This is a genomic window from Pseudoalteromonas distincta (genome assembly GCF_000814675.1).
Taxonomy (GTDB): Bacteria; Pseudomonadota; Gammaproteobacteria; order Enterobacterales; family Alteromonadaceae; genus Pseudoalteromonas; species Pseudoalteromonas distincta.
In genome coordinates, this window is record NZ_JWIG01000001.1 from 330,066 (window position 1) to 353,374 (window position 23,309).

Here is a 23,309-nt window from a genome sequence, read left to right on the forward strand (position 1 = left end):
GCGTTTTTTAATTAAGCTTTTTAAATGCTTATGTTTGCTTATCTTACATTCTTGCTTCAATCATTAATCGTTTCATGTCTCGTACGGCTTTATCGAGCCCATCTATCGCTGCACGAGCAATAATAGCGTGACCAATATTTAGCTCATAAATCTCAGGCATTGCAGCGATTGGTTTCACGTTATGATAATGAAGACCATGGCCAGCGTTAACAATCAAACCTAAGCTTGCTGCGTATTTAACACCTTCACGAATGTGCTCTAACTCTTTGTGTAAATCAGTATCATTTGTTGCATCAGCGTACGCGCCTGTGTGTATTTCTACATAAGGAGCACCACATTCTTTGGCTGCATCTAACTGTGCTTTATCTGCATCAATAAATAGCGATACTTTAATACCCGCTTCGGTAAGCGTTTTTGTTGCTGCTTTAATTTTATCTATATTACCGGCTACGTCTAAGCCACCTTCGGTTGTTAATTCTTCGCGCTTTTCAGGTACTAAACACACGTACTCAGGTTTTACTTCAAGCGCGATTTTTATCATTTCATCGGTAACAGCGGTTTCAAGATTCATACGAGTTTGAATGGTTTTAGCCATTACATAAACGTCGCGATCTTGAATATGGCGTCTGTCTTCACGTAAGTGAATCGTAATACCGTCTGCGCCTGCATGCTCTGCTACACTGGCTGCATGAGCTGGATCTGGGTAACTTGTTCCACGCGCTTGGCGAAGTGTTGCAATATGATCTACGTTTACACCCAAAAGAATATCTTTCATTTTCTTACCTGTAAAATTACGTTTATTGAGAGGCCATAAATAGCTCGCGGCTTTTTAATGGTTTACTACCTAATAAGGGTTTTAATAAATAGCGACTTAATTGCTTTGCCATATATAGCACATCATTTTGGCTAAAGTCATGATTTGCTATGGCGTTGAGTTGTTTGCCACTAAATCCAGAACGCGTATCTTCTTGTACTAAAAAACCAAGTTCAGGGAAATACCTATACGTCTGCTTTTCATCTATTGGTTCACCACTGGCGTCAAAACTAAAATCCACGCCATAACCGAGTAATTCCAATAGTTGAAACTCGTATGAACGAAGCACTTCTTGTAAATTGGCCCCGCTGTTTAGGTTTGATAGATGAGTTTTATATAGCTCAAATACTTGTTCAATTGGCTCGTTAACAGGAACGATACGATTAGTAAGCTCATTTAAATAAAAACCACAATAAAGCTCATCACCTTTTAAAAAGTGCGAGTTCCCATGCAGTTCAAACTTATTGATATATTTTAAATCGTACTTGCCACTGTAATTAACAAGCAGTGCCTGAAACGGCTGAAGTTGTGCTTTATGTTTAGTGGCCTGGCGACCACTAATTCGGGCCAGCATTCTTAACTGACCAACGCCTTCTACAAGCATATCTAACATTACTTGGGAGTCACTATAAGGACGCCGATGTAATAAATACGCGGTGTAGAAGTCGCTATCCATTCACTAAGCTACTGCTTGGTTTAGTCTTCACTGTAACCTAAGCTTCTTAGTGCACGTTCATCGTCAGCCCAACCCGACTTAACTTTAACCCAAAGCTCTAAAAATACTTTGTTATCAAGCATTTCTTCTATGTCTTTACGGGCTTCACGGCCAATGGTTTTTAGCTTTTCGCCTTTATTACCAATAACCATGCGTTTTTGTGTTTCGCGCTCAACAAGAATTAACCCGTTGATATGCCATATACCGTTGTCTTGCCATTTAAACTGCTCAATTTCAACAGTTACAGAATACGGCAATTCTTCGCCCATAAAACGCATTAGTTTTTCACGAATTACTTCAGCTGCCATAAAGCGCATTGAACGGTCAGTTACATAATCTTCCGGAAAGTAAAATTCGCAAGGAGGTAAGCGTTTAGTTACTTCTGCTTTGATTAAATCAACATTTTTACCTTGCGTTGCCGATACTGGCATAATTCCAACAAAATCAAACTTGTCACTTAACCACTTCATATGAGGCAACACAAGGTCACGGTCTTTAACTTGGTCTATTTTATTAATAACCAATAATACCGGCTTACCACTTTGCGATACTTTATTAAGTACCATGTCGTCATCGGCATTCCAATGAGTGCCCTCAACTACAAAAATAATAAGCTCAACATCACCAATAGAGCTAGACGCGGCACGGTTCATTAAACGGTTAATCGCACGTTTTTCTTCAACGTGTAGACCTGGTGTATCTATGTATACCGCTTGGTGTTTACCTTCGGTATGAATACCCATAATACGATGACGCGTGGTTTGTGGTTTACGTGAGGTAATACTCACTTTTTGCTCAATAATTTCATTAAGCAAAGTCGACTTACCTACGTTTGGGCGCCCTACAATAGCAACCATTCCACAAAACGTATCTACATCACCTTCATGAGGCTGTATTAGGGTATCAAGGTTCATTTTTAAGTATCTTCAATGCTTTTTCAGCAGCTTTTTGTTCGGCTTTACGGCGCGAGCTACCTACAGAAATTATGCTATCCATTCCATCAACAATACATTCGACCGTGAATGTTTGATTGTGTGCTTGGCCTTTGGTATCAACCACAGTGTAACCCGGTAAAGATAATTTACGGGCTTGTAAATACTCTTGCAGCAGGGTCTTCGGATCTTTTTGGTTAAGCCCTGGTGAAATAGCATCTAATCGTGATTCGTACCATGACAATATAAGATCGCCACAGCTATCAATACCTGAATCTAAAAATGCAGCGCCAATAATAGCTTCTACTGCATCAGCAAGCGTTGACTCGCGACGGAATCCGCCACTTTTAAGCTCGCCCGGCCCTAAGCGTAAATAATCGCCTAGGCCAAATTCAAGACCAAACTCGGCAAGTGTTTGACCACGCACAAGCGTTGAGCGCATGCGGCTTAAATCGCCTTCACGCGCTTTAGGAAATTTGGCATAAAGTGCATTGGCAATCACAAAGCTTAAAATAGAGTCGCCTAAAAATTCTAGTCGCTCATTATGCTGGCCTTTGTGGCTGCGGTGCGTCATTGCTTGCTCAAGTAAACCTTGATCGGCAAATTCATAGCCAATTTTTTTATATAATTCTGTTACATTTTTTTTCATCGTTACTGAATATTACCTAGGCGCTCAAAGCGAACACCAGTTGGAACCCATCCTGGTAAAATATCATCAGGGCCATTCTCAAATTCAAAACTCATCCATATAAAGACAGCTTTACCCACCAAGTTTTCTTTTGGTACAAAGCCCCAAAAGCGACCATCTTGGCTGTTGTCGCGGTTATCACCCATCATAAAATAATGATCAGCAGGAACAGTCCATTCATCAGAAGGCGTGCCCGGTTGCTGGTAGTAACGCCCTTTTCTCTCAGGCGCTTGTGGGTTGATTAATATATCATGCGTAACTGTTGTTAAATTTTCATTTACACGAGCTAGAGGCATTGGGCCTTGTTTAAATTCGTTATCATTAATTAGTTTAAAATCAATTTTATTGAATTCATTACATAAAAGCTCACCCTGCTGGGTTTCGCCTTCTTTACAATTTGGCTGAATATATAAACGTTTATCGCGATAAACAATTTTATCGCCAGGTAAACCAATTGTACGTTTAATATAGTCAACATTTTCATCTAAAGGGTATTTAAAAACAACAATATCACCACGCTCAGGCTGCCCAATATCAACTAATTGAGTACGCCAAACAGGGTCTTTTATTCCATATGAATACTTTTGCACTAAAATAAAATCACCTACTAATAGTGTAGGCATCATTGAACCGGATGGAATTTGAAACGGTTCAAAGATAAATGATCTAAAAATAGTAATTGCTGCAATCATCGGGAAAATCGACTTTGCTGCTTCTGTTAGCACTGGTTCTGGTGCAATTAATGCCGCAGTTTCTTCATCTAACGGAGCTCCAGCAGACGTTTGCGCTATCGCTAAGCGCTCCTGTCTTTTTGGGGCGTACATTAAGTGATCTATTAACCATATTAAACCTGAGCCTAAAGTTAATAACACCAATAAAACTGAAAAATAACCAGCCATTTATAATCCTTTGTTTTTATTTGCCAACTTTTAAAATAGCTAAAAACGCTTCTTGAGGCACTTCAACATTACCTACTTGCTTCATACGTTTTTTACCATCTTTTTGCTTTTTAAGTAGCTTTTTCTTACGACTCACATCACCGCCGTAACACTTAGCAATTACGTTTTTACGTAATTGTTTTACCGTGGTACGGGCAATAACATGTTGTCCGATAGCAGCTTGAATCGCAATATCAAACATTTGACGTGGGATAAGCTCTTTTAACGCATCAGCTAACTGACGACCACGAGACTGCGCACCATCTCTGTGAACAATTATCGCAAGTGCGTCAACGCGCTCACCATTGATTAAAATATCAACACGCACCATATCTGATGTTTGAAAGTGTTTAAAGTTATAATCAAGCGACGCAAAACCACGGCTAGTTGATTTTAATTTATCAAAAAAGTCCATCACCACTTCAGCCATAGGTAACTCGTACGTTACAGCTACTTGCTTTCCGTGATAAGTCATTTTTGTTTGGCTACCACGTTTTTCAATACACAAAGTAATAACGTTACCTAGGTATTCTTGTGGTACCAAAATATTAGCTTCAACAATCGGCTCACGAATCTCTACAATATCGTTTACTGCAGGCAAATCAGATGGATTATCAATCTGAAATGTACCTTCTTTAGTAACTATCTCATAGATTACCGTAGGTGCTGTTGTAATTAAATCAATATCGTATTCACGCTCTAAACGCTCTTGAATGATTTCCATGTGTAGCATACCTAAAAAGCCACAGCGGAAACCAAAGCCTAGTGCAGTTGAATTCTCTGGTTCAAAGAATAACGACGCATCGTTTAAGCTTAATTTATTAAGTGCATCACGGAACGATTCATACTCATCTGATGCAATTGGGAACATACCCGCATAAACCTGAGGCTTAATTTTTTGAAAGCCAGGTAAGCGAAGTGGAGCTGCATTTTTTTGATGAGTAATAGTGTCACCTACTGGCGCACCATGTATCTCTTTAATACCAGCAATAACAAACCCTACTTCACCTGTTCTTAAAATACCGGTGTTGGTTTGCTTAGGTGTGAACACACCTACTTGGTCAGCAGTATGTATATGCTCGTTCGACATTATTTTTATTTTGTCGCCAGTGCGTAATTCACCGTGCTTAATACGCACTAGTGATACAACGCCTTGGTATGGGTCAAACCAAGAATCGATAATAAGTGCTTGTAAAGGTGCATCTTTGTCGCCTACTGGCGGCGGTACATCTTTAACAATCATTTCAAGAACTTCGGCAATACCTACACCTGTTTTAGCGCTACACTGCACTGCATCAAGGGCATCAATACCAATAATCTCTTCAATTTCTTCTGCAACACGTAAAGGATCCGCTTGCGGTAAATCGATTTTATTAAGTACTGGAATTACTTCTAATTCCATTTCAATAGCGGTGTAACAGTTAGCTAGTGTTTGTGCTTCAACGCCTTGGCCTGCATCAACAACAAGCAACGCGCCTTCACAAGCAGCTAAAGATCGTGAAACTTCATACGTAAAATCAACGTGTCCTGGAGTATCAATGAAATTAAGTTGGTAGGTTTCGCCGTCGTTCGCTTTGTAATTCAACGTTACACTTTGCGCTTTAATGGTAATACCACGTTCGCGCTCAATATCCATTGAATCCAAAACTTGTTTTTGCATTTCACGGTCGGTTAAACCGCCACAAACTTGGATCAAACGATCTGAAAGGGTCGATTTACCATGGTCAATATGGGCGATGATCGAAAAATTACGGATATGCTTCATAAACTGGATTCTATACTTCTATTTTAATGGACTAAATATGAATACCTAAGTGACTTGAAAATACTTGCTTTAGGATGCCATAAGCTAAATTTGTATATAACAAACTGTACTTACGCTTTTTAAGATGGGTTACAACCATTTTATGTATTGAATAACAATAAGTTATATTTACTTAACTTAAATAATTCAGCCAGATAAAATAATTTAAAAAACCACGATTCCCTGTATTTCCAAGTTACTTTGGTATAAAACGGCAATTTTACATTTAATTGGCGTCAATCACCATCTATTTGAGTTAAAGGGATACTAATTGGGTGAATTTTTATAACTTTTATATCGTGCTTTAGAGATTTCACGCGAGTTTTAGCTATAAAAAAGCCAGTAACACCACCTATAGCAGCAGCTAAAATCTGCCAGCCTTCGGAAGTCATAAACAATTGCGCCGCAACAAATGCAAAAACAAGACTCAAAAGGAGCGGTAGCATGTAAACCGCAAAAGCATGCTTAACAACATGACTATCATCTAGTGACAAAGTGACCTTTTGCCCTATTTCTACAGAGGATTCAAATTTATAAGGAAAGGTTTTTTTTGCAGTGCCAAATAATTTACTAAACACTTGTGAGCCGCAACGACCATTGCAGCCTTCACAAGCTTGTTTTTGCTGTGCTTCTAAATAAGTAATGTGGCCATCGAGGGCCACAACAGTGAGGGTTTGTTCAATCATAACAATCCTTACGGAATCGTCTATAGTGCGCGAGTAACTGACTCTGCAATCGCTTTTGCGGTCATACTCGGTACATTACCAACAACCGATACATCAAAATTACCGCCATTATGCACATATACTGTCGTTGCACCAGAAGTGAGTGCTCCACTTAAACGCTTACCTGGTAATGGGCGCTGAATAAATACAGAAACCTCAACAAAACCATCAGAGAACAAGTAATAATCAGTTAATTCGTTATTTAAATCGAGCTTATGTCTGTCTGATTTTAGTAACTCAAAGCCATCTGGTAACCAGCTGATTTTCCAGTTTGTGGCAGTACTATCTTCATTTATAAGTGCATCGTTTGGCAAAGGCGTTGGAAAGTTTCGATTGAGCACTTCAACTAGCATACCGGCTGGCTGCTCTGTCACGCTAATGTGTGTAAGCTGTAACTGCTCTAAGGCTTCACCTTCATGGTTAACGTACGCGGCTTTTAGTAACAACGACGATTCCATATCCAACCAAATCCAGTAATTATATTTATACTCGTCTTTAGATTCAATTCGAACAAGTTGCGCTGCACGCCCTGCAATACGCCCTTTTCCGCCTAGTACAAAATCATAATGCGCACTTAAGCGATCTATATCTTTAAAAAGTACTTCAGGGATTGGACCTGCTATTGAATCTGTTTTTAGAGAATATGGTTCAGACTGAGGTTCAAAATAAGTTACTTGATTATCGATACGGACCATTTCAAGCCCAGCACCGTTAAGTAAACTTAAATGCTCAAGTTCGGTGTCACCTTGTAAAGCATGCACCCATCTGTAGGGTTCCATTGTTTTACCTTTGACAACCACAAACGAGGCGTCAAAATTACGGGTGTGAACGGCATTAGCCATTTTGAGTAATAAATCTTTGGCAGGATTTGTGTCGTTGGCAAATGCATTAAAGCTTACTACCAACGACAGAACAAAAGTGATTACTTTCATTTAATTAGTTTTTTTCCTCAGACGCTTTGGTATTAGTTTGCGCTGTTTCTAAAGAATTCGCAACTCGTGCTTGGCGTTGATGCTCAAGAACTAATGCGCCAATACGTTGTTGCTGTAATTCACGTAAACCTTGCTCTGCATTTTCAAGCGCAGGCTCAGACGAATAACTTACTGGCGATGCCATACCTGCTAACGGTGTGGTTTGCAGTAATGGAATTTCACTTTGCTGCTCATTGTTACTTTGAGGAAGCGTATTAACGCCCACAATAGCAAACATCGCTACACTTGCTGCAATAGCTAATTGAGCAACTGGTTTGCGCCAATTAAAAGCGACTACTTTATTATCTTGTACTGTTTCAGTGATTGCTTGAGGCTGTGTTTTTGACTGACTAAAGTCAGCATAAACAGGCTCGCTTTCAAGTGCTAATGCAACGCGATCGCTAATATCAATATGTATGTCGTTATTATTTTTTTGAGCACGCATCGCATCACCAATTAACGCATAACGGCCAAACGTAGTTACATCTTGCTCTGCAATTTTTGCATCATTTAGATGTTGCTCGCCATCAAGTAATGCCGATAACGCTTCGTTATCTAACTTGTTAAGGTGTGCTTTTGTCATACTAAGACTCGCCTATTAATGGGTTTAATTTGTTATCTATTGCTTCACGGGCACGAAATATACGCGAACGCACAGTCCCGACTGGGCAATCCATTACCACTGCTATTTCTTCATAGCTCATCCCTTCTATTTCTCTAAGGGTGATTGCGGTTTTAAGATCTTCAGGCAAACTATCAATCGTATTAAAAATAACAGCGCGTACTTCTTCGCTTAAAAGTAGGTTTTCAGGAGATGCATTCGATCGCATTGAATCTGCACAATCATAAAACTCGGCATCTTCAGCGTCTATATCATTTGCTGGCGGCTTACGCCCCTGGGCTACTAAGTAATTTTTAGCACAATTAACGGCAATACGGTATAACCACGTGTAAAAGGCGCTGTCACCTCTAAAGTTAGGAAGTGCACGGTAAGCTTTAATAAAAGCTTCTTGTGCTACATCAGCAATATCGCCTTGGTTAGATACATAACGTGAGATCAAACCTGCAATTTTATTTTGATACTTCTTTACTAATAGGTTGAAGGCGTTTTTATCTCCTTGCTGGACCCTTTTTACTAGCACTAAATCTAATTCCTGCTCGCTCATTCGAGCCGGTACTCCTATGTCTGATTTTTGCTTGTTATTCATATTGTCGTCATTGTTCACAAATACTCTGACCTCTTTATGAATAAAAAGTTCTGCTTAATATTATTTTTTTATAAAATAGATGATAATAACGGCGCTAAGCCTTTAAAATCACTACGTAGTAGTATGACAAATATGATACAACTACAGATATTAAAAACAAATATTGCTCTATATGAGCATTGTAACCGCAAAGTACCTCTGACATGAACCAAAATAAACATCACATTGCAGATGTCGCTATTATAGGTAGCGGCGCAGCAGGCTTATCACTTGCATTATCTCTAGCTAATTATTGTAACGTTACCGTGATCAGTAAAGGAGCGCTTACCGAAGGTTCTACTTTGTATGCCCAAGGCGGTATAGCTGCTGTATTTGATAAACAAAACGACAGCATAGAATCTCATGTTGAAGATACTCTCGATGCAGGCGGCGGTTTATGCGATAGAGACGCTGTTCATTATACCGCCAGCAATGCTCACGATTGCCTACAGTGGTTAATCGACCAAGGCGTACCCTTTGATATGGAGTTTGATAGCAAAGGAAAAGAGCGTTTTCACTTAACACGTGAAGGTGGTCACAGCCATCGTCGTATTTTGCATGCAGCCGATGCAACAGGCAAAGCTGTGCAAACCACGCTTATTAGCCAAGTTAAAATTCATAAAAATATAACGCTTTTAGAGCAATACAACGCCATTGATTTAATCACAGATAAAAGCGCCGGAAAAACAGGCTCACACATTGAAGGTATGTATGTGTGGAACAAAAAAGCTAAAAAGGTAGAAACCATTTCAGCTAAATTTGTTGCTCTTGCCACTGGTGGCGCAAGCAAAGTGTATTTGTATACTTCTAATCCAGATGTATCAAGTGGTGATGGTATTGCAATGGCATGGCGCGCAGGCTGTAAAGTTGCCAATATGGAATTTAATCAATTTCATCCAACAAGCCTTTATCATCCAGAGCTACAAAACTTTTTAATTACAGAAGCTATGCGCGGTGAAGGGGCTTATTTAAAACGACCTGATGGCACTCGTTTTATGAAAGACTTTGACAGCCGTGAAGAACTCGCTCCACGCGATATAGTGGCACGCGCAATCGATTTTGAAATGAAGCGTTTAGGTGCTAATTGTGTTTATTTAGATATTAGCCACAAAGATAAAGACTTTATTATTGAGCACTTTCCTACTATTTACGCAAAATGCCTAAGTGTAGGGCTTGATATAACAAAAGAAGCAATCCCTGTTGTACCTGCTGCGCATTACACTTGTGGTGGCGTAATGACCGACTTTAACGGTAAAACAGATCTCGATAACTTGTATGCTGTTGGCGAAGTTGCTTACACAGGCTTGCATGGTGCAAACCGTATGGCAAGTAATTCACTATTAGAGTGCATTGTATTTGCCCACGCTGCAGCTAAAGATATTTTAAGTAAAATTGAACATGCACCAGAGCCGATGGCGCTTCCTCATTGGGATGAGAGCCGTGTTAGTAACTCAGATGAAGAAATTGTTATTACCCATAACTGGCATGAACTACGTTTATTTATGTGGGATTATGTAGGTATTGTACGCTCTACTAAACGCTTAGAACGAGCACTGCATAGAGTTGAGTTGCTACAGCAAGAAATACACGATTACTATGCAAACTTTAGAGTAAGTAACAACTTACTTGAGCTTCGTAATTTAGTGCAAGTATCAGAGCTAATTATTAGAAGTGCTATGGAGCGAAAAGAAAGTAGAGGCTTGCATTACACTATTGATTACCCTGAACAAAGTGAAAACCCAACGCCGACTATTTTGACTCCAAAACGCAATTAATTGCGCCGACAGTGGCACGTTTTAGACGCGCATAACTTTGCTCATTAACGCCATTGGCTGAAATTATAAGCCAATGGTTGTTACTAAAACCTTTAATATGAAGCCATATATTATTACCATAAAATCGGCTTTTGTTACTTATTTCACCCTGAATTTTTAAGCTCTCGCCCTCAAACCTAAATAACTTTGGTTCTAATATTATAATGCCCTCATGTGGGTGAATTGCTAATACTTTGCGCCACATTATCAAGCCAGCTAGTGCATTTAGTATTAAACAAAAAAGCATAGCTAATAGTGAATCTAAAAATAAACATAATATAAAACTGAGCATACAAAAAAAGACCACAATTGGTTTGTGGTCAGCTTTATTATTTGTAACCGTAAACCTATACACGAACTCGGTCTAAGATCAGCGAAACCATACCGTTTAACTGCTCGTCTTTACATTCTTCATGACCCATAAACCATGCAAATAAGTCAGGGTCTTCTTCTGTTAGCAAACGCTGAAAGATAGCCTGTTGCTCTGCGCTCAAAGAGTCGTATGCTTCTTCTACAAACGGCATAAACAAAACATCTAGCTCTAACATGCCACGACGACAAGCCCAACGAATACGTGCTTTACTATGAATTTCAACCATTTTAAACCTCATACTTAATTGACTCGAGTTTAACAAACACAAGCCTATTTAGCAGCTATTAATCTCTCATTAAATAATAAACCCGCGCCAATAAGCGCTTGTCTGTACCATACGTAACAACTGCGTTATTATGTCACTTCATTTATATTGCAAAGAAGGTTTTTATGTCGAGCGTTTATGCATGTCCGTTATCTCATCAACTTATTAGCCTCTGCGGTGCTGATAAATTATCTTATTTGCACGGACAAATCACTCAAGATCTAAATAAATTAACCAGCAGTAATTATTTGTGGGCTGGCCATTGCAGCGCCAAAGGTAAACTTTGGGGTGTATTTAAATTATTTTCTTACCAAGATAGTTACTACCTTGCGGGTAGCCAAGCTGAAGTTGAAAAATCATTAGCTGAACTTAAAAAATACGCTGTATTTGCAAAAGTTGATATTACTGAATGCTCAAAGCGTTTAATTGGTTTAATTGGTGATGATTTATCTGATGTACTGGCACAACTTGATATTAGCTTTGAAGGCGATGCAAGCGCGTGTGATTTTACTAATGGTAAAGCGCTAAAATTAGCTGATAACCGTGTTTTAATAATGGTTGATAACCAATTTAGCATGCCTGATAACGTATCCACACTTGATAACGAAGCCCCTTGGCAACAAGCAGCGATGCTTGCCGGTGAGCCTCAGCTGAGTGCAGATGCAATTGGCGAGTACGTTCCTCAAATGGTAAACCTACATGCTATTGGCGGTATAAGTTTCAAAAAAGGGTGTTATACCGGTCAAGAAACAGTAGCCCGTATGAAGTACCTTGGTAAAAATAAACGTGCAATGTATATCGTTTCAGGGCAAAGCGAAGGGATTCTTTCAGAGCCTGATTTAGAAACCCAATTAGGCGAAAATTGGCGCCGTGCAGGTAAACTTATTGCACAAAGCTTTGATGAGCAAACAAATAAATTAACAGGCCTCGTTGTGTTGCCAAACGATACTGATGTAACTCAGGTACTTCGTGCAAAACACACACCTCAGGTGGAGCTAAGCATTCTGCCTCTACCCTACTCTCTTGAAGATGAATAAATAGGAATGACTATGATCGTTGCGGCAAACAAAGTGGTAAAAATGCATTATTCAGTAATGGATAATGATGGCAATAGCATTGATAACTCGTTCGGTGGTGAGCCACTACACTTTATCATTGGCACAGGCTATTTAATTTCAGGCCTAGAAAATGCTTTGCTGGGCAAGCAACCAGGCGACACGCTTAGCGTAAAGGTTGAACCTGAAGAAGGTTACGGCGAGCGCCACGAAAACCTAATGCAAGCAGTACCTAAATCAATGTTTGAAGGTATGGAAATTGAAGTTGGCATGCAATTTCGTGCATCAACAGATGATGGTGACCAATCAGTAATGATCATCGATATCCAAGATGAAGAAGTGATTGTAGATGGTAATAACCCACTTGCAGGTATAACACTTAACTTTGATGTAGAAATACTAGAAGTACGTGATGCGACAGAAGATGAATTAACTCACGGCCACGTACATGGCGAAGGTGGGTGTGGCCACGACCACTAATGCACTGCTAAACAGATAAAAAAGCGCCTAAGGCGCTTTTTTTATATCATATTGTTACGCTTAACCGTTTCAGCTTTTGGCTTACTAGGCAGCGCGATTGATACGTTTTTTTCTTTTAAAGCAGCTAGTAAACCTTTTTGATCGTTTGTACCAACTCTATACAAGGTGCCATCTTTGAGCGTTAACTGTATTGCACTAAAGCCAGATACTGTATACACCCAACCATCATGAGTAATTCGCATACCAATACCGTGCCTGTAAGAGTTTTGAACTGCTTTTGCTTCTGCTACTTCGCTAAGCTCAATACTTTGCCCAGCAACGCCTGGACCAAACGCCCAGCTAATATTTTTATCATCTACTTTTACTGTTAGGCCATGGAACAAAAAGCCCACCAGCACTAAAATCCCAGTAAATATTATTAAAGGTCCATCAGCGCCTAACAAGTTCCACGCAAGCGCCACAAAACCGCCAATCCACGCTAATACAAAAAAGATAAACACCGCATACTGTTTATGCTGATACATAATATTCTCTAAATTAAATAAATACTTAAAAGCTGTATACCAATGTAGCACTCAGCTCTGAGTCAAACTTGAGTTTATCATCTTCGGGTTTTGAATTATAACGATACATGTAGGTAAATTTGAGTGATACCGCGCCAATCACTTGGCTTATCAGTGCGGTTTCCGATTTTAAGCGAGAATTAAGACCTGAAAGCGACTGCTCTATACTCACATCTTGATTAAAACGAGTACGCTTAGAAACTAAACGTTCCCACTGCATTGCAACACGTACTAAATAACCGGTTTTATCAATTTCATCTTCGCTCACATCCGAATCTTCATCGGCGACTGAACGGTATAAACCAGGTCCTATATCAATATCTACTTTGTTTTTAGAGCCTTGATATACACGCGCACCATAGCCTGTCGCCACCGTGCTTTTAAAATCAAGTCCACTAAACTCATCTTCTTCGTAATCACCGTAAATAAAAAATGAGGAGTTTTTAACACCTACTTTATAGTTACCTTGCGCTGATACAAAAATACGATTAGCTGTAACATCAGTGCCACCGCTTTCATCGTTCTCATCACGCTTATAAAGAGAGTCTATTTTGAATTGGTTACGCCACTTTTCAAAATCTTGGTATAAATTACCTTTGAGCTTAAAACTGGTCGAATTGGTGTTACCTTTACTTAGAATAAAACCAAATTCAGTATCACCGTAAAGCATATCACCTTTGTGTAACTCATGAATTTCTTCATCAGAGAGCTTGCCATATTCATGAAAATCTTCAAATGGATCAACAGCCCAACTTGGGCAGCTAATTATTAAAAAAATTAAAAATAAATACTTACGCACAACACTCTCTCTGCACACAATTATAAAAATAAGCGGTATTGCTTATTCACTCTCTTTCCATAAAATATGACAAAACGGAGCATCTTTATCACGACTAATCAAAATTTTAGCAAACAAAACATCATCATTTTCAAATTCTAAACCAACTAGCACCTGAATAAAGTGCTCTGGCTCTATCTCAAGGGCAACAAAATCTTGCCACTGATCGTCTGGCTCGTCTTCTTCAATAAAGCCTAGGTCTTCTCTAAACTCATTAAAGTCTTCAACATCTTTATCACTCAAGTTATTTGGCGCTAGCTCTAAAAAAATATCATAAGCTTGGTGAGTAGCTTCTTCTACCGTATATAAACGTGGACCCGACATATGTGCTTAACCTTAAGCTTTTAAGTTGCGCTATATTATCAAATCTCATCATCATTTTGATAAAAAAAAGCGTAAAACACTGACTTTTTTGTAACTGAGTCATGCTTTATTCAGCATACAGCTCAAACAATAAATAACAATTTAACTAACCCATTGAATATCAAGATTACTTTTTTAATTTAAGCTTAAAACAACAACGTAAAAAATTTTATTATCTCAAGTGCTAATTGTTTAGCTTTTTCTCATCTAAATCTAACCCTTTAAGACTACAGCTTTAGCAATAAATTCCATTTATTTAAAAAATACCGTCACTTTACTTAATTCTTATAACAACATAAGCTCAACTAACAGGTCAGAGGAGTGTGTAATGATAAAACTAGAAAAACAAAATGGCATTGCAACCGTCACGCTTAGCAGAGCAAAAAAACAAAACGCATTAAGCTTTGAAATGTTTGTAGAGCTAAACAAAGCCATTAAAAATATAAAAAAAGACCGCAGTATTCGTGCTGTAGTAATAAAAGGTGATGGCGAGCATTTTTGTGCAGGCCTTGATATATCAGCCGTAATGGCGGCACCACTAAATATTATAAAATTACTGCTTAAATGGTTACCTGGCAATCAAAATTTAGCGCAAAAAGTAGTATTAGGCTGGCAGTCACTGAGTGTGCCCGTTATTGCACAAATTGATGGCAACTGTTTAGGGGGTGGATTACAAATAGCACTAGGTGCCGATTACAGGATTGTTCATATTGATGCCAAGCTTGCCATTATGGAAGCGCGTTGGGGCTTGTGCCCCGATATGGGCGCAAATGTAATGATGAGCGGTTTAGTTAAGCGTGACCAAGCCCTTTGGCTTGCAAGCCACGCAAACCTAATCACAGCACAACAAGCAAATGAGCTAGGTTTAGTTACTCAGCTTACCGATGATACTCAACAAGCCACGCAAAACATGCTCAATACATTACTTGAGCGCTCACCCGATACGCTTGCTGCTATTAAACGTGTTACACAACTTAGCTACAAACCAAACCAACGAAAAATACTCGCTAAAGAAACCTTTAGCCAAATTCGCTTATTGCTAAACCCAAACACTAAAAAAGCAATTGCTAAAGCAAAAGGAAAAGCGGATATAACCTACGCAAATACAAAGCACTGGTAGACTATTGCACAATGCATAAAAGAGTTTGATTTGTTAAAGTTAAGCTCTTATCTTTTCTGTGAGCCACTTTGATGAAATATCTGCTCAGTAGCGCTATTATTTTACTATGTTTAGCCTGCGCTAAACTCATTATGCACTTTATTGGTGGAAGCTTTCCTGCGCCGTTACTCGCTATGGTTATTTTATTAGTTTTACTCTTGTCGGGTATTGTAAAAGAGCAACATATAAAACCATGCGCCTCCCCTATTTTAAATATTATGCCTATATTTTTCATTCCTGCTGGCGTGGGATTTATTGAACATCTCGGCCTTATAAAATCGCACTGGGCATTTTTAGCATCAGTTGTGGTGCTTGTCCCTATAACTATCTTATTGCTTGTTAGCAGTGTAATTGCGTACTTTAAGGGAAAAGAAAATAATGACTAATCTTACTTTTTCCGCTATTTCAGAGCTACAGCCTAATTTATGGTGGCTAAGTATTCCTTTTATTATTGTATTATTTTTAGCACTAAGGGCCGTAAACCAAAGTATAAAAAACAGCGTATTTAAATCGCTCACCAACCCCGTATTTTTAAGTATTAGTATTATCGCTTTACTACTTGTTAATCTAAATTTGCCTTATACGCAATTTGCCACGCACAGCAAATTACTAAGCTGGTTATTAGAGCCCGCAATTGTGGCTCTAGCGCTTCCTTTATATCAGCAGTTTACACACGTACGAAAAAATCTATTACTCATAGTCGCAACATGTAGCTTAGGCATTGTTAACGCAACCGTTGTGGCATTTTTGCTAAGCATATTATTTAACGCACCTGCACAGCTAAGTGCATCTGTTGCCGCACTCAGTGTGACGACCCCAATATCTTTAATTGTTACCGACTCGTTAGGAGGGATTAGCTCACTTGCTGCGGCTTTAGTTATTTTTATTGGTTTACTAGGCGCTTTATTTGGTTTTATGCTTTTTAAACTCATTAATATTTTTAATCACGAATCTCAAGGCGTTGCCATGGGCACAGCTTGCCATGCAATTGGGACCGCTGCTGCTATTGCTGAGCATCCAAAAGTAGGCGCTTACTCATCAGTTGCAATGGCACTAAGTGCTTTATTAACAGCGATTATAGTGCCGCTGTTATATCCATTTTTAGTCAACATTTTGCTATAGTTGGAAAAATACAACATAGCCCTAACATAGAGCGCTTTATGATCAGTTCTGAAATCGAACAGTTTGAAAAATATTACACCATGCTTACTGAGTATATGGTTACCTACAGTATGCAAATTGTTGGCGCTATTTTTATCGTCCTCATTGGTTTGTGGATAGCACAAAAGCTTGCCAAATTTGTAGCCGCGTTAATGACCCGCCATAACGTTGATATTACGCTCACAAACTTTGTCAGTAGCGTGGTAAAAGTACTGCTCATTGTAATGGTTATAATTATTGCACTTGGCAAAATAGGTATCAGCGTTACGCCATTTGTAGCAGCCATTGGTGCTGCATCTTTAGGTGCTGGTTTAGCGCTGCAAGGAATGCTTTCTAATTATGGTGCAGGCCTTGCCATTATAGCCACTCGACCTTTTGTTGTTGGTGATACTATTGAAGTTAAAAATGTAAGCGGCCAAGTTAAAACAATTGAGCTTGGCTACACTATTTTAATCAATGAAGAAAAAGTAGAAATTACTATTCCAAATAAGCATATAGTGGGTGAAATACTTCATAACTCATTTAGTTACTCATTGGTCAAAGGTGAAATAGACATAGCCTATAGTGCTTGCTCTGATAACGCGATTAGCCTCATTGAAGACGTACTTAAAGCACATGAATTAGTCGCACAAAATCCGTTATCACAAGTGGGTATTGAACGCTTCGCCGATAGCGGTGTTACAATAAGCTACCGATATTGGGTGCCTACTACTAAAATTATCGAAACCAAACTGGCTATTAACGGTGGTGTTTATAAAGCAATTAATAACGCTGATATTGAAATTCCATTCCCTCAACGCGTCATTACAATTAACAAAGCCGACCTAGAAAGCTAATTTATTTTTATTTTGAGCTTGCATATCTGCAAGCTCATCCTTTCCTACCCCCCCTCTCTGCTCAGAATAAACTCAAATAGTTGTGTTATAGATTTATTTGCCATATAAATAGTGTTAATAAATATCAATACGCACTTAATTTTAATAATAAAAAAACAATAATGAGTAATGATGATGCGCAACCCCTTCTACCTAGGCGATTGGCAAGTAACACCTTCAACTAACTCAATTCAACTCACTGGTAAAGCCAAACAGTTAGAGCCCAAAGCGATGGAAGTTTTATTGCATTTGTGTCAACAAAATGGCGACATTGTAAGCAGCGATGAATTGCTCAATAAATGCTGGAAAAATACTGATATTGGCGATAATCCATTACATAAAACTATCACTCAGCTAAGAAAAGCGCTCGGTGATAAAGCCAATGAACCACATTACATTGAAACTATCCGTAAACGTGGCTACCGCATTATTGCAAAATTATCTTTTCCGTTAGCAGATCCTATCCCAAGCACTAAGAGTACATGGCAGGGAGGATCCCCTTTCTTAGGCCTGCGTGCATATAACCCAAATGATACCCACGTTTTTTTTGGCCGTACCCAATCTATAGCTACCCTGCTGGAAAGGATATCTAGCCAAGTAAATTACGGTCGTGCTTTTTGCTTAATACTTGGCCCTAGTGGTACAGGTAAATCCTCGCTTGTTAATGCTGGAATTTTACCAAAACTGCTAGATGAGCGAGGCTATAACGGCATCGGGGTTATTTCCTACACCCAGATCGACTTTGCAGATGTGCATAAAAATAGACTTTTTCTAGACTTAGCTTCTGCATTACTTGATTGGGATATAAACGACCAGCCTGTGTTTGAAGGATTAAGCGCGCAAACACTTGCAGAGCAACTAGAATTGGCAATAGATGGCGTAATTAACGCCATACAAGCTGCACTTAGTAAAGCCTCTACACAACTTAAAACACCCCAGTTATTTTTATTTATTGACCGCTTAGAAGTACTGCTTTCTTCTCCTATATTTAGTAGCGAAACACGCAGCCATTTTTTATCGGTTATTGAACGCTTAGCAATCTCTAAAGCTGTGATTGTATTTAGTGCGTGTCGTAACGACTTTTATCCTTTAGTGGTTGAACAACCAAGTTTAATGGCAGGCAAAGCTCATGGCGCGCACTACGATTTAACACCGCCAAACCGTCAAGAACTCCAACAAATTATTCGCCTGCCAGCGTTAACCGCTAATTTAACGTTCTCCAATGACCCACAAACTCAAACACCACTGGATGAAATATTGTGCGCCGATACCGCCAATAACCCCGATGCATTGCCCATGCTGCAATACACATTGCAAGAGCTGTACTTACAGCGCAGTGATAATAACGAGCTACTGCACAGTGTTTACAAAAAACTCGGGGGTATTGAGGGCGCCATAGGCAAAAAAGCAGAAGATATATTTATTGGCCTTAGTAATGAGCAACAGCAACAACTAAAAAGCGTATTATCACAACTGATCACTTTAAACCCAGATGGTAAAACCATTACGAGCCGCGCTGCCCGCTGGCAAACATTAACCAACACAAGCCAAAAAGAGCTTGTACAAGCCATGGTCGATAGCCGTTTATTTGTATCGCATTTACAAAACCAAGAAGCCTGTTTTAGTCTTGCTCACGAGGCATTATTGCGTCAATGGCCGCGCGCAAAACAATGGATTAATGACCATAAAGATGCCTTAGCAATAAAAAGTCGTTTACAACATCAAGCACAAAATTGGGTAGATGAAGGTAAAAGTAGTGCTTACCTCCTAGCGCCAGGTAAACCGCTACAAGAAGCGCAGCTATTACTTAACGACAAACTGTTTAAATTAGATGATAACGAGCATGCTCTTATCAAAAGCTCTGTAAAAAAAACAAAAACAAAAATAAGAGCAAAAAGAGTGACCGTTGCTTTATTGTGCTTACTTACATTTACCGCGTTATTAATGAGCTTTACTAGTTTTAAGGCCCAACAGCATGCGCAAAAAAAGCAGCTTGAGGCCGAAAGCTTACTAGGGTTTATGGTCGGCGACTTTGCCGATAAATTACGTAGCGTTGAACGTATGGACTTACTTGATGGTATTAGTAATAAAGCACTTGAGTATTTTACTGATCAAACTGACCAATCAAGTTCACTTTTTAGCTTTAGCGATAATAAAGCACAATTTAACAAACGTTTTCAGTACGCACAAACCCTCGAAGCAATGGGTGAAGTAGCTTATTCGCGCGGCAAAACCGATGAAGCCTTTACCGCCTTTGAAAACGCCCGCACCCGCCTTGAGGCATTATTAAAAATACAGCCTAGCAACTTAGAGCTACTAACGCTTGCAGGCGCCAATGCCTTTTGGCTTGGTCAATTAGCTTATGACCAAAATGATCATCAAGCTACTGAGCAAATGTTTAAAAAATACCACGCTTACAGTAAAAAAATGTATGCGCTGGCAGCCAATGATTTTAACTCCATTATGGAATTATCGTATTCATCTAATTCTTTAGGTTCTTTATACATAGAAAAATCCAACTACAGCGCTGCTAAAAAGAACTTTGCAGAGTCACTTTTACTTAAAAATAAAGCGCTTAAACTCAAACCTAATAACAAAGATTTACTTCGAGATAAATCCGATACGATTAGTTGGCTTGCAAAAACAGAAGAGAAGCTAAGTAACTTTAATGAAGCAGTTAATATATTGGAAAGTGCAGTTGACGTAATCACAAAATTGATTGCTAACTACCCTAGTGATGCAAGCCTTTTTTACACGTCAGCAAACCTATATATGCAACAAAGTTATTTACTGAGCTATTTGAGTGATAAACGGATGGCCCATAAAAAAGCCAGCTTGGCGAATCAAGTTATCAATGAAGCTTTAGTACAAGACCCAAAAAACAATAAATTTCAGCTTATGTATTATCGCTCTTTAGCACATTCACTAATGCTATCTACTGATGAAGCTACTGACTCAACAATTGAAAAAATAATTAATTTTTTAAAATCTCAAAATTTTAAAAATACCAGCACTATTAATACACAAATTACACTGATTCAATATTTTATAAATAGACAATCACCACTCAAAGCGCAGGAGTTATTAACTGAGCTTGAGAATAATGAAAACTACAAACATCAATTAGCCAACCTAACTAAAACTGGTGATTACTTAGTATATACAAGAATAAACTTAATCAAAGCAAACTTAGCTACAACTAATAAACAGCGAGAGCAATTTTGCTTAAGTGCTATCAAAGCTATTTCTGAAGCTGCAAAAATAAGTCAGAGCGTAAAAATAACATACCCACTAGTACAAGCTTATACCTGTTTAAACAGAGAAGACGAGATATCAGAAATAAAAACAAGCCTAGTTAAATTAGGCATTACGAACTTCCAACTATAATTACTCATAAAGGAAATGATATGAATAACACCCTAGAGAATGTCGACTTTCAAGTAAATATTAAACTTAACAACGGTAAAGCTATTTTTAGCTATACAAAAAATGGCGAACCCGCTACTGGCGGTGGTGTTGTAAGAACTGAAACCGCTGGCAACTACAATTTAGACGATGCCACAATTCAAAATGGTTTCGTATTTACTGGCGCTACTATCACCGATATCGACACACAAAAACCATGCGCCCAAGACTTCAGCTATAAAGTAAGTGACAACGGCCACACAATTATCATTACCGACACAGATGAAAATAATGGCTCTGTATGCTTAATCTTTAACGTTGAGTGTAATGGCAATAAATATGAAAGCGCTGATCCTCAAGTTAAGAATGAAAAAGAACTCTAATTAGTAATGCTTATTTTTAAATTGCACAGGCATATTAATTGCGGTGCAATTTATTTAAAAACGCCCCTTAAATAAACATAAATAACAACAACTTAAATCAGAAGGTTACCGAAAGGTTTAAAAACGATAAATTGAATAAACTGCTAGACATAAAGTTTCATTAACAATAAAAATGAGCAACACCATGTCTAACAATAATGAAAATAGCAGAGCAAACAACACCGACAGCGCTGTATCTGCATTAATCAGCAGCATTTCTAATACCGTTAACAATGAAAAAATAAGCGCAATTATTAATGTTACTAATGTCATGGCCGATGCTATTTTTATTGTTAATGCAGATGGGGTGTTTGAATCAGTAAATCCCGTAGCAGCACGTTTTTTCAATGTAACGTCTGATTCATTAATAGGTAAAAAATGGCAAGATTGTTTACAAGAACAGTATCGCGATGACTATAAATACATGTTTGAAAGTTGGAAAAACAACTATCAAACACCACTCAATCATGGTCCAAAAGAAGTTAAAATAAGAAAAAACAATGGTAACTGTTTAGATGTTGAGTTATCTATATCATGTTTACCCGAATCGGTAGTCGCAAGTACCCCACTTTTTATTTGTATAATGCATGATATTTCAAAGCACGTTAAAAAGTATAAAGTACTGGAAAACGTAGCCAAACTTGATCACCTCACTGGTATTGCTAATCGTTGTACTTTAGAAAAAACCATCATTAAAAATTGGCAAGAGTGCATAGTTAACAAGCAGCCTCTTAGCTTTATACTTATCGATATTGATTACTTTAAATTATTTAACGATAACTTTGGCCATGTAAAAGGTGATAAGTGCCTTCAAAAAGTCGCTCGTACAATTGAAGAGTGCTTACCATCTAAAGACAGTTTAGTAGCACGCTATGGTGGTGAGGAGTTTGCTGTTGTGCTGCCTCGTTCGCACATTTCAAATGCACAAATGATTGCTAAGCGTATTCAGGAAAAAATACTCAACATTAATTTTAGAGATCTCGGTTTACCAGCGAATGTAAAAATAAGTGTAAGTCAGGGTTTAGCATGTGAATACAATAATCAATACAGAACATCTGAGGCATTAATATGCGCGGCGGATACGGCCTTATACAGAGCGAAGTCGGAAGGTCGTAATAAATTATGTATAAGGTGATGTACTAACTATTTGGTATAGCATTTATCTACTAAAATAAAAAAACCGCAATTGCGGTTTTTTTATTACTTGAGAAAAGCTTAAATATCGATTAGCAATCCTTCGTCTTTTTTAATCTTTTCGATCACCATATAAGTATGATGAGTACCCACGCCGGGAATATCTACTAAGTCGCCAAGAACTTGTCTATATTCTTCCATATTAGAAACGCGAATTTTTAATAAGTAATCATAACCACCAGCAACCATGTCACATTCGACTACTTGTTCTATCCTTAATATGTGCTCTCTAAATACTTTAAATACAGCTGTATTTGAAGCAACAAGCGATACTTGAACATGCGCTACTAAGCTCTGATTAAGTTTAGCTTCGCTAAGCTTGGCATAATAGCCTTCAATATACCCTTCTTGCTCTAATCGTTTAACACGATCTAGGCACGGGCTGGCACTCAAATTAACCTGTTTTGCGAGGTTAACATTAGAAATTCTGCCGTTCTTTTGAAGAACGTCTAGTATGGCTAAATCAATACGATCTAGCATGCGTAATCTATTTGGAATTGTCATAACA

Annotated in this window: 26 protein-coding genes; 10 read left to right on the forward strand and 16 right to left on the reverse strand. The window is 38.5% G+C overall.

The window, feature by feature from the left end; translation table 11 throughout:
- Positions 1–43 precede the first annotated feature (43 nt).
- The 10 genes from pdxJ to rpoE form a co-directional block, all read right to left on the reverse strand.
- Entirely contained in the window at positions 44–775 is a 732-nt protein-coding gene (gene pdxJ / locus QT16_RS01385; RefSeq protein ID WP_002958712.1) for a pyridoxine 5'-phosphate synthase, read from the reverse strand.
- Between the two features lie 22 nt (positions 776–797).
- Entirely contained in the window at positions 798–1,490 is a 693-nt protein-coding gene (gene recO / locus QT16_RS01390) for a DNA repair protein RecO (RefSeq protein ID WP_039484789.1), read from the reverse strand.
- Between the two features lie 20 nt (positions 1,491–1,510).
- The gene (era, locus tag QT16_RS01395) at positions 1,511–2,443 is read right to left on the reverse strand and encodes a GTPase Era (protein ID WP_002958714.1); all 933 of its coding nucleotides are present in this window, start codon (positions 2,441–2,443) and stop codon (positions 1,511–1,513) included.
- Entirely contained in the window at positions 2,433–3,110 is a 678-nt protein-coding gene (rnc, locus tag QT16_RS01400) for a ribonuclease III (RefSeq protein WP_002958715.1), read from the reverse strand. The genes era and rnc overlap by 11 nt, the downstream gene beginning before the upstream one ends.
- Positions 3,111–3,112: 2 nt before the next feature.
- On the reverse strand, positions 3,113–4,048 hold the full coding sequence (lepB, locus tag QT16_RS01405) for a signal peptidase I (RefSeq protein ID WP_039484794.1): 936 nt from the start codon (positions 4,046–4,048) through the stop codon (positions 3,113–3,115).
- A gap of 16 nt (positions 4,049–4,064) precedes the next feature.
- The gene (gene lepA, locus QT16_RS01410) at positions 4,065–5,852 is read right to left on the reverse strand and encodes a translation elongation factor 4 (protein ID WP_002958717.1); all 1,788 of its coding nucleotides are present in this window, start codon (positions 5,850–5,852) and stop codon (positions 4,065–4,067) included.
- A 275-nt stretch (positions 5,853–6,127) separates the two neighbouring features.
- Positions 6,128–6,577 (reverse strand): SoxR reducing system RseC family protein, encoded by a 450-nt coding sequence (locus tag QT16_RS01415; RefSeq protein ID WP_039484799.1) that lies wholly within the window; start codon positions 6,575–6,577, stop codon positions 6,128–6,130.
- A 20-nt stretch (positions 6,578–6,597) separates the two neighbouring features.
- The gene (locus QT16_RS01420; protein ID WP_002958719.1) at positions 6,598–7,548 is read right to left on the reverse strand and encodes a MucB/RseB C-terminal domain-containing protein; all 951 of its coding nucleotides are present in this window, start codon (positions 7,546–7,548) and stop codon (positions 6,598–6,600) included.
- A gap of 4 nt (positions 7,549–7,552) precedes the next feature.
- Positions 7,553–8,170: a sigma-E factor negative regulatory protein gene (locus QT16_RS01425; RefSeq protein ID WP_039484802.1), complete on the reverse strand. Its 618-nt coding sequence runs from the start codon at positions 8,168–8,170 to the stop codon at positions 7,553–7,555.
- A 1-nt stretch (position 8,171) separates the two neighbouring features.
- Positions 8,172–8,753 carry an RNA polymerase sigma factor RpoE gene (gene rpoE / locus QT16_RS01430; RefSeq protein WP_002958721.1) on the reverse strand — a complete coding sequence of 194 codons (582 nt, stop codon included), beginning with the start codon at positions 8,751–8,753 and terminating at the stop codon, positions 8,172–8,174.
- A 245-nt stretch (positions 8,754–8,998) separates the two neighbouring features.
- Between rpoE and nadB the strand changes: the two genes are divergently transcribed.
- Entirely contained in the window at positions 8,999–10,609 is a 1,611-nt protein-coding gene (gene nadB, locus QT16_RS01435) for an L-aspartate oxidase (protein ID WP_002958722.1), read from the forward strand.
- Here the strand turns inward: nadB and QT16_RS20950 are convergent.
- Both QT16_RS20950 and QT16_RS01445 read right to left on the reverse strand, forming a co-directional pair.
- Positions 10,584–10,940 carry a hypothetical protein gene (locus QT16_RS20950; RefSeq protein ID WP_039484806.1) on the reverse strand — a complete coding sequence of 119 codons (357 nt, stop codon included), beginning with the start codon at positions 10,938–10,940 and terminating at the stop codon, positions 10,584–10,586. The two genes, nadB and QT16_RS20950, sit on opposite strands and share 26 nt — an antisense overlap.
- A gap of 55 nt (positions 10,941–10,995) precedes the next feature.
- Positions 10,996–11,247 carry an FAD assembly factor SdhE gene (locus QT16_RS01445; protein WP_002958724.1) on the reverse strand — a complete coding sequence of 84 codons (252 nt, stop codon included), beginning with the start codon at positions 11,245–11,247 and terminating at the stop codon, positions 10,996–10,998.
- Between the two features lie 164 nt (positions 11,248–11,411).
- Between QT16_RS01445 and ygfZ the strand changes: the two genes are divergently transcribed.
- Both ygfZ and QT16_RS01455 read left to right on the forward strand, forming a co-directional pair.
- A complete protein-coding gene (ygfZ, locus tag QT16_RS01450; RefSeq protein WP_002958725.1) occupies positions 11,412–12,323 on the forward strand; it encodes a CAF17-like 4Fe-4S cluster assembly/insertion protein YgfZ in 912 nt (303 codons plus the stop codon).
- Between the two features lie 12 nt (positions 12,324–12,335).
- Positions 12,336–12,821: an FKBP-type peptidyl-prolyl cis-trans isomerase gene (locus QT16_RS01455; protein ID WP_002958726.1), complete on the forward strand. Its 486-nt coding sequence runs from the start codon at positions 12,336–12,338 to the stop codon at positions 12,819–12,821.
- Between the two features lie 41 nt (positions 12,822–12,862).
- On the opposite strand, the gene QT16_RS01460 is transcribed toward QT16_RS01455, so the two are convergent.
- From QT16_RS01460 to QT16_RS01470, 3 genes are read right to left on the reverse strand one after another with little or no spacing between them, the layout of a single operon-like run.
- Positions 12,863–13,345 carry a hypothetical protein gene (locus tag QT16_RS01460; RefSeq protein WP_002958727.1) on the reverse strand — a complete coding sequence of 161 codons (483 nt, stop codon included), beginning with the start codon at positions 13,343–13,345 and terminating at the stop codon, positions 12,863–12,865.
- Between the two features lie 25 nt (positions 13,346–13,370).
- A complete protein-coding gene (locus QT16_RS01465; RefSeq protein WP_024597159.1) occupies positions 13,371–14,183 on the reverse strand; it encodes a DUF481 domain-containing protein in 813 nt (270 codons plus the stop codon).
- Between the two features lie 42 nt (positions 14,184–14,225).
- Positions 14,226–14,546: an HI1450 family dsDNA-mimic protein gene (locus QT16_RS01470; RefSeq protein ID WP_002958729.1), complete on the reverse strand. Its 321-nt coding sequence runs from the start codon at positions 14,544–14,546 to the stop codon at positions 14,226–14,228.
- 367 nt (positions 14,547–14,913) lie between these two features.
- On the opposite strand from QT16_RS01470, the gene QT16_RS01475 reads away from it, so the two are divergent.
- From QT16_RS01475 to QT16_RS01505, 7 genes are all read left to right on the forward strand, one after another.
- Complete coding sequence (locus QT16_RS01475; protein ID WP_039484810.1) at positions 14,914–15,705, forward strand: crotonase/enoyl-CoA hydratase family protein; 792 nt, start codon at positions 14,914–14,916, stop codon at positions 15,703–15,705.
- Positions 15,706–15,776: 71 nt separating this feature from the next.
- Positions 15,777–16,130, forward strand: a complete 354-nt coding sequence (locus QT16_RS01480) for a CidA/LrgA family protein (RefSeq protein WP_039484812.1) — start codon at positions 15,777–15,779, stop codon at positions 16,128–16,130.
- A complete protein-coding gene (locus QT16_RS01485; protein WP_039484814.1) occupies positions 16,123–16,866 on the forward strand; it encodes an LrgB family protein in 744 nt (247 codons plus the stop codon). The genes QT16_RS01480 and QT16_RS01485 overlap by 8 nt, the downstream gene beginning before the upstream one ends.
- 38 nt (positions 16,867–16,904) lie before the next feature.
- Positions 16,905–17,741: a mechanosensitive ion channel family protein gene (locus QT16_RS01490; protein WP_002958733.1), complete on the forward strand. Its 837-nt coding sequence runs from the start codon at positions 16,905–16,907 to the stop codon at positions 17,739–17,741.
- 171 nt (positions 17,742–17,912) lie between these two features.
- Entirely contained in the window at positions 17,913–21,167 is a 3,255-nt protein-coding gene (locus tag QT16_RS01495; protein WP_039486005.1) for an nSTAND1 domain-containing NTPase, read from the forward strand.
- A gap of 20 nt (positions 21,168–21,187) precedes the next feature.
- Positions 21,188–21,568 (forward strand): DP-EP family protein, encoded by a 381-nt coding sequence (locus QT16_RS01500; RefSeq protein ID WP_039484816.1) that lies wholly within the window; start codon positions 21,188–21,190, stop codon positions 21,566–21,568.
- Between the two features lie 184 nt (positions 21,569–21,752).
- A complete protein-coding gene (locus QT16_RS01505; RefSeq protein ID WP_039484818.1) occupies positions 21,753–22,742 on the forward strand; it encodes a sensor domain-containing diguanylate cyclase in 990 nt (329 codons plus the stop codon).
- An 80-nt stretch (positions 22,743–22,822) separates the two neighbouring features.
- Here QT16_RS01505 and QT16_RS01510 read toward each other — a convergent pair whose 3' ends face one another.
- Positions 22,823–23,305 carry a winged helix-turn-helix transcriptional regulator gene (locus tag QT16_RS01510; protein WP_024596882.1) on the reverse strand — a complete coding sequence of 161 codons (483 nt, stop codon included), beginning with the start codon at positions 23,303–23,305 and terminating at the stop codon, positions 22,823–22,825.
- Between the last annotated feature and the right edge of the window lie 4 nt (positions 23,306–23,309).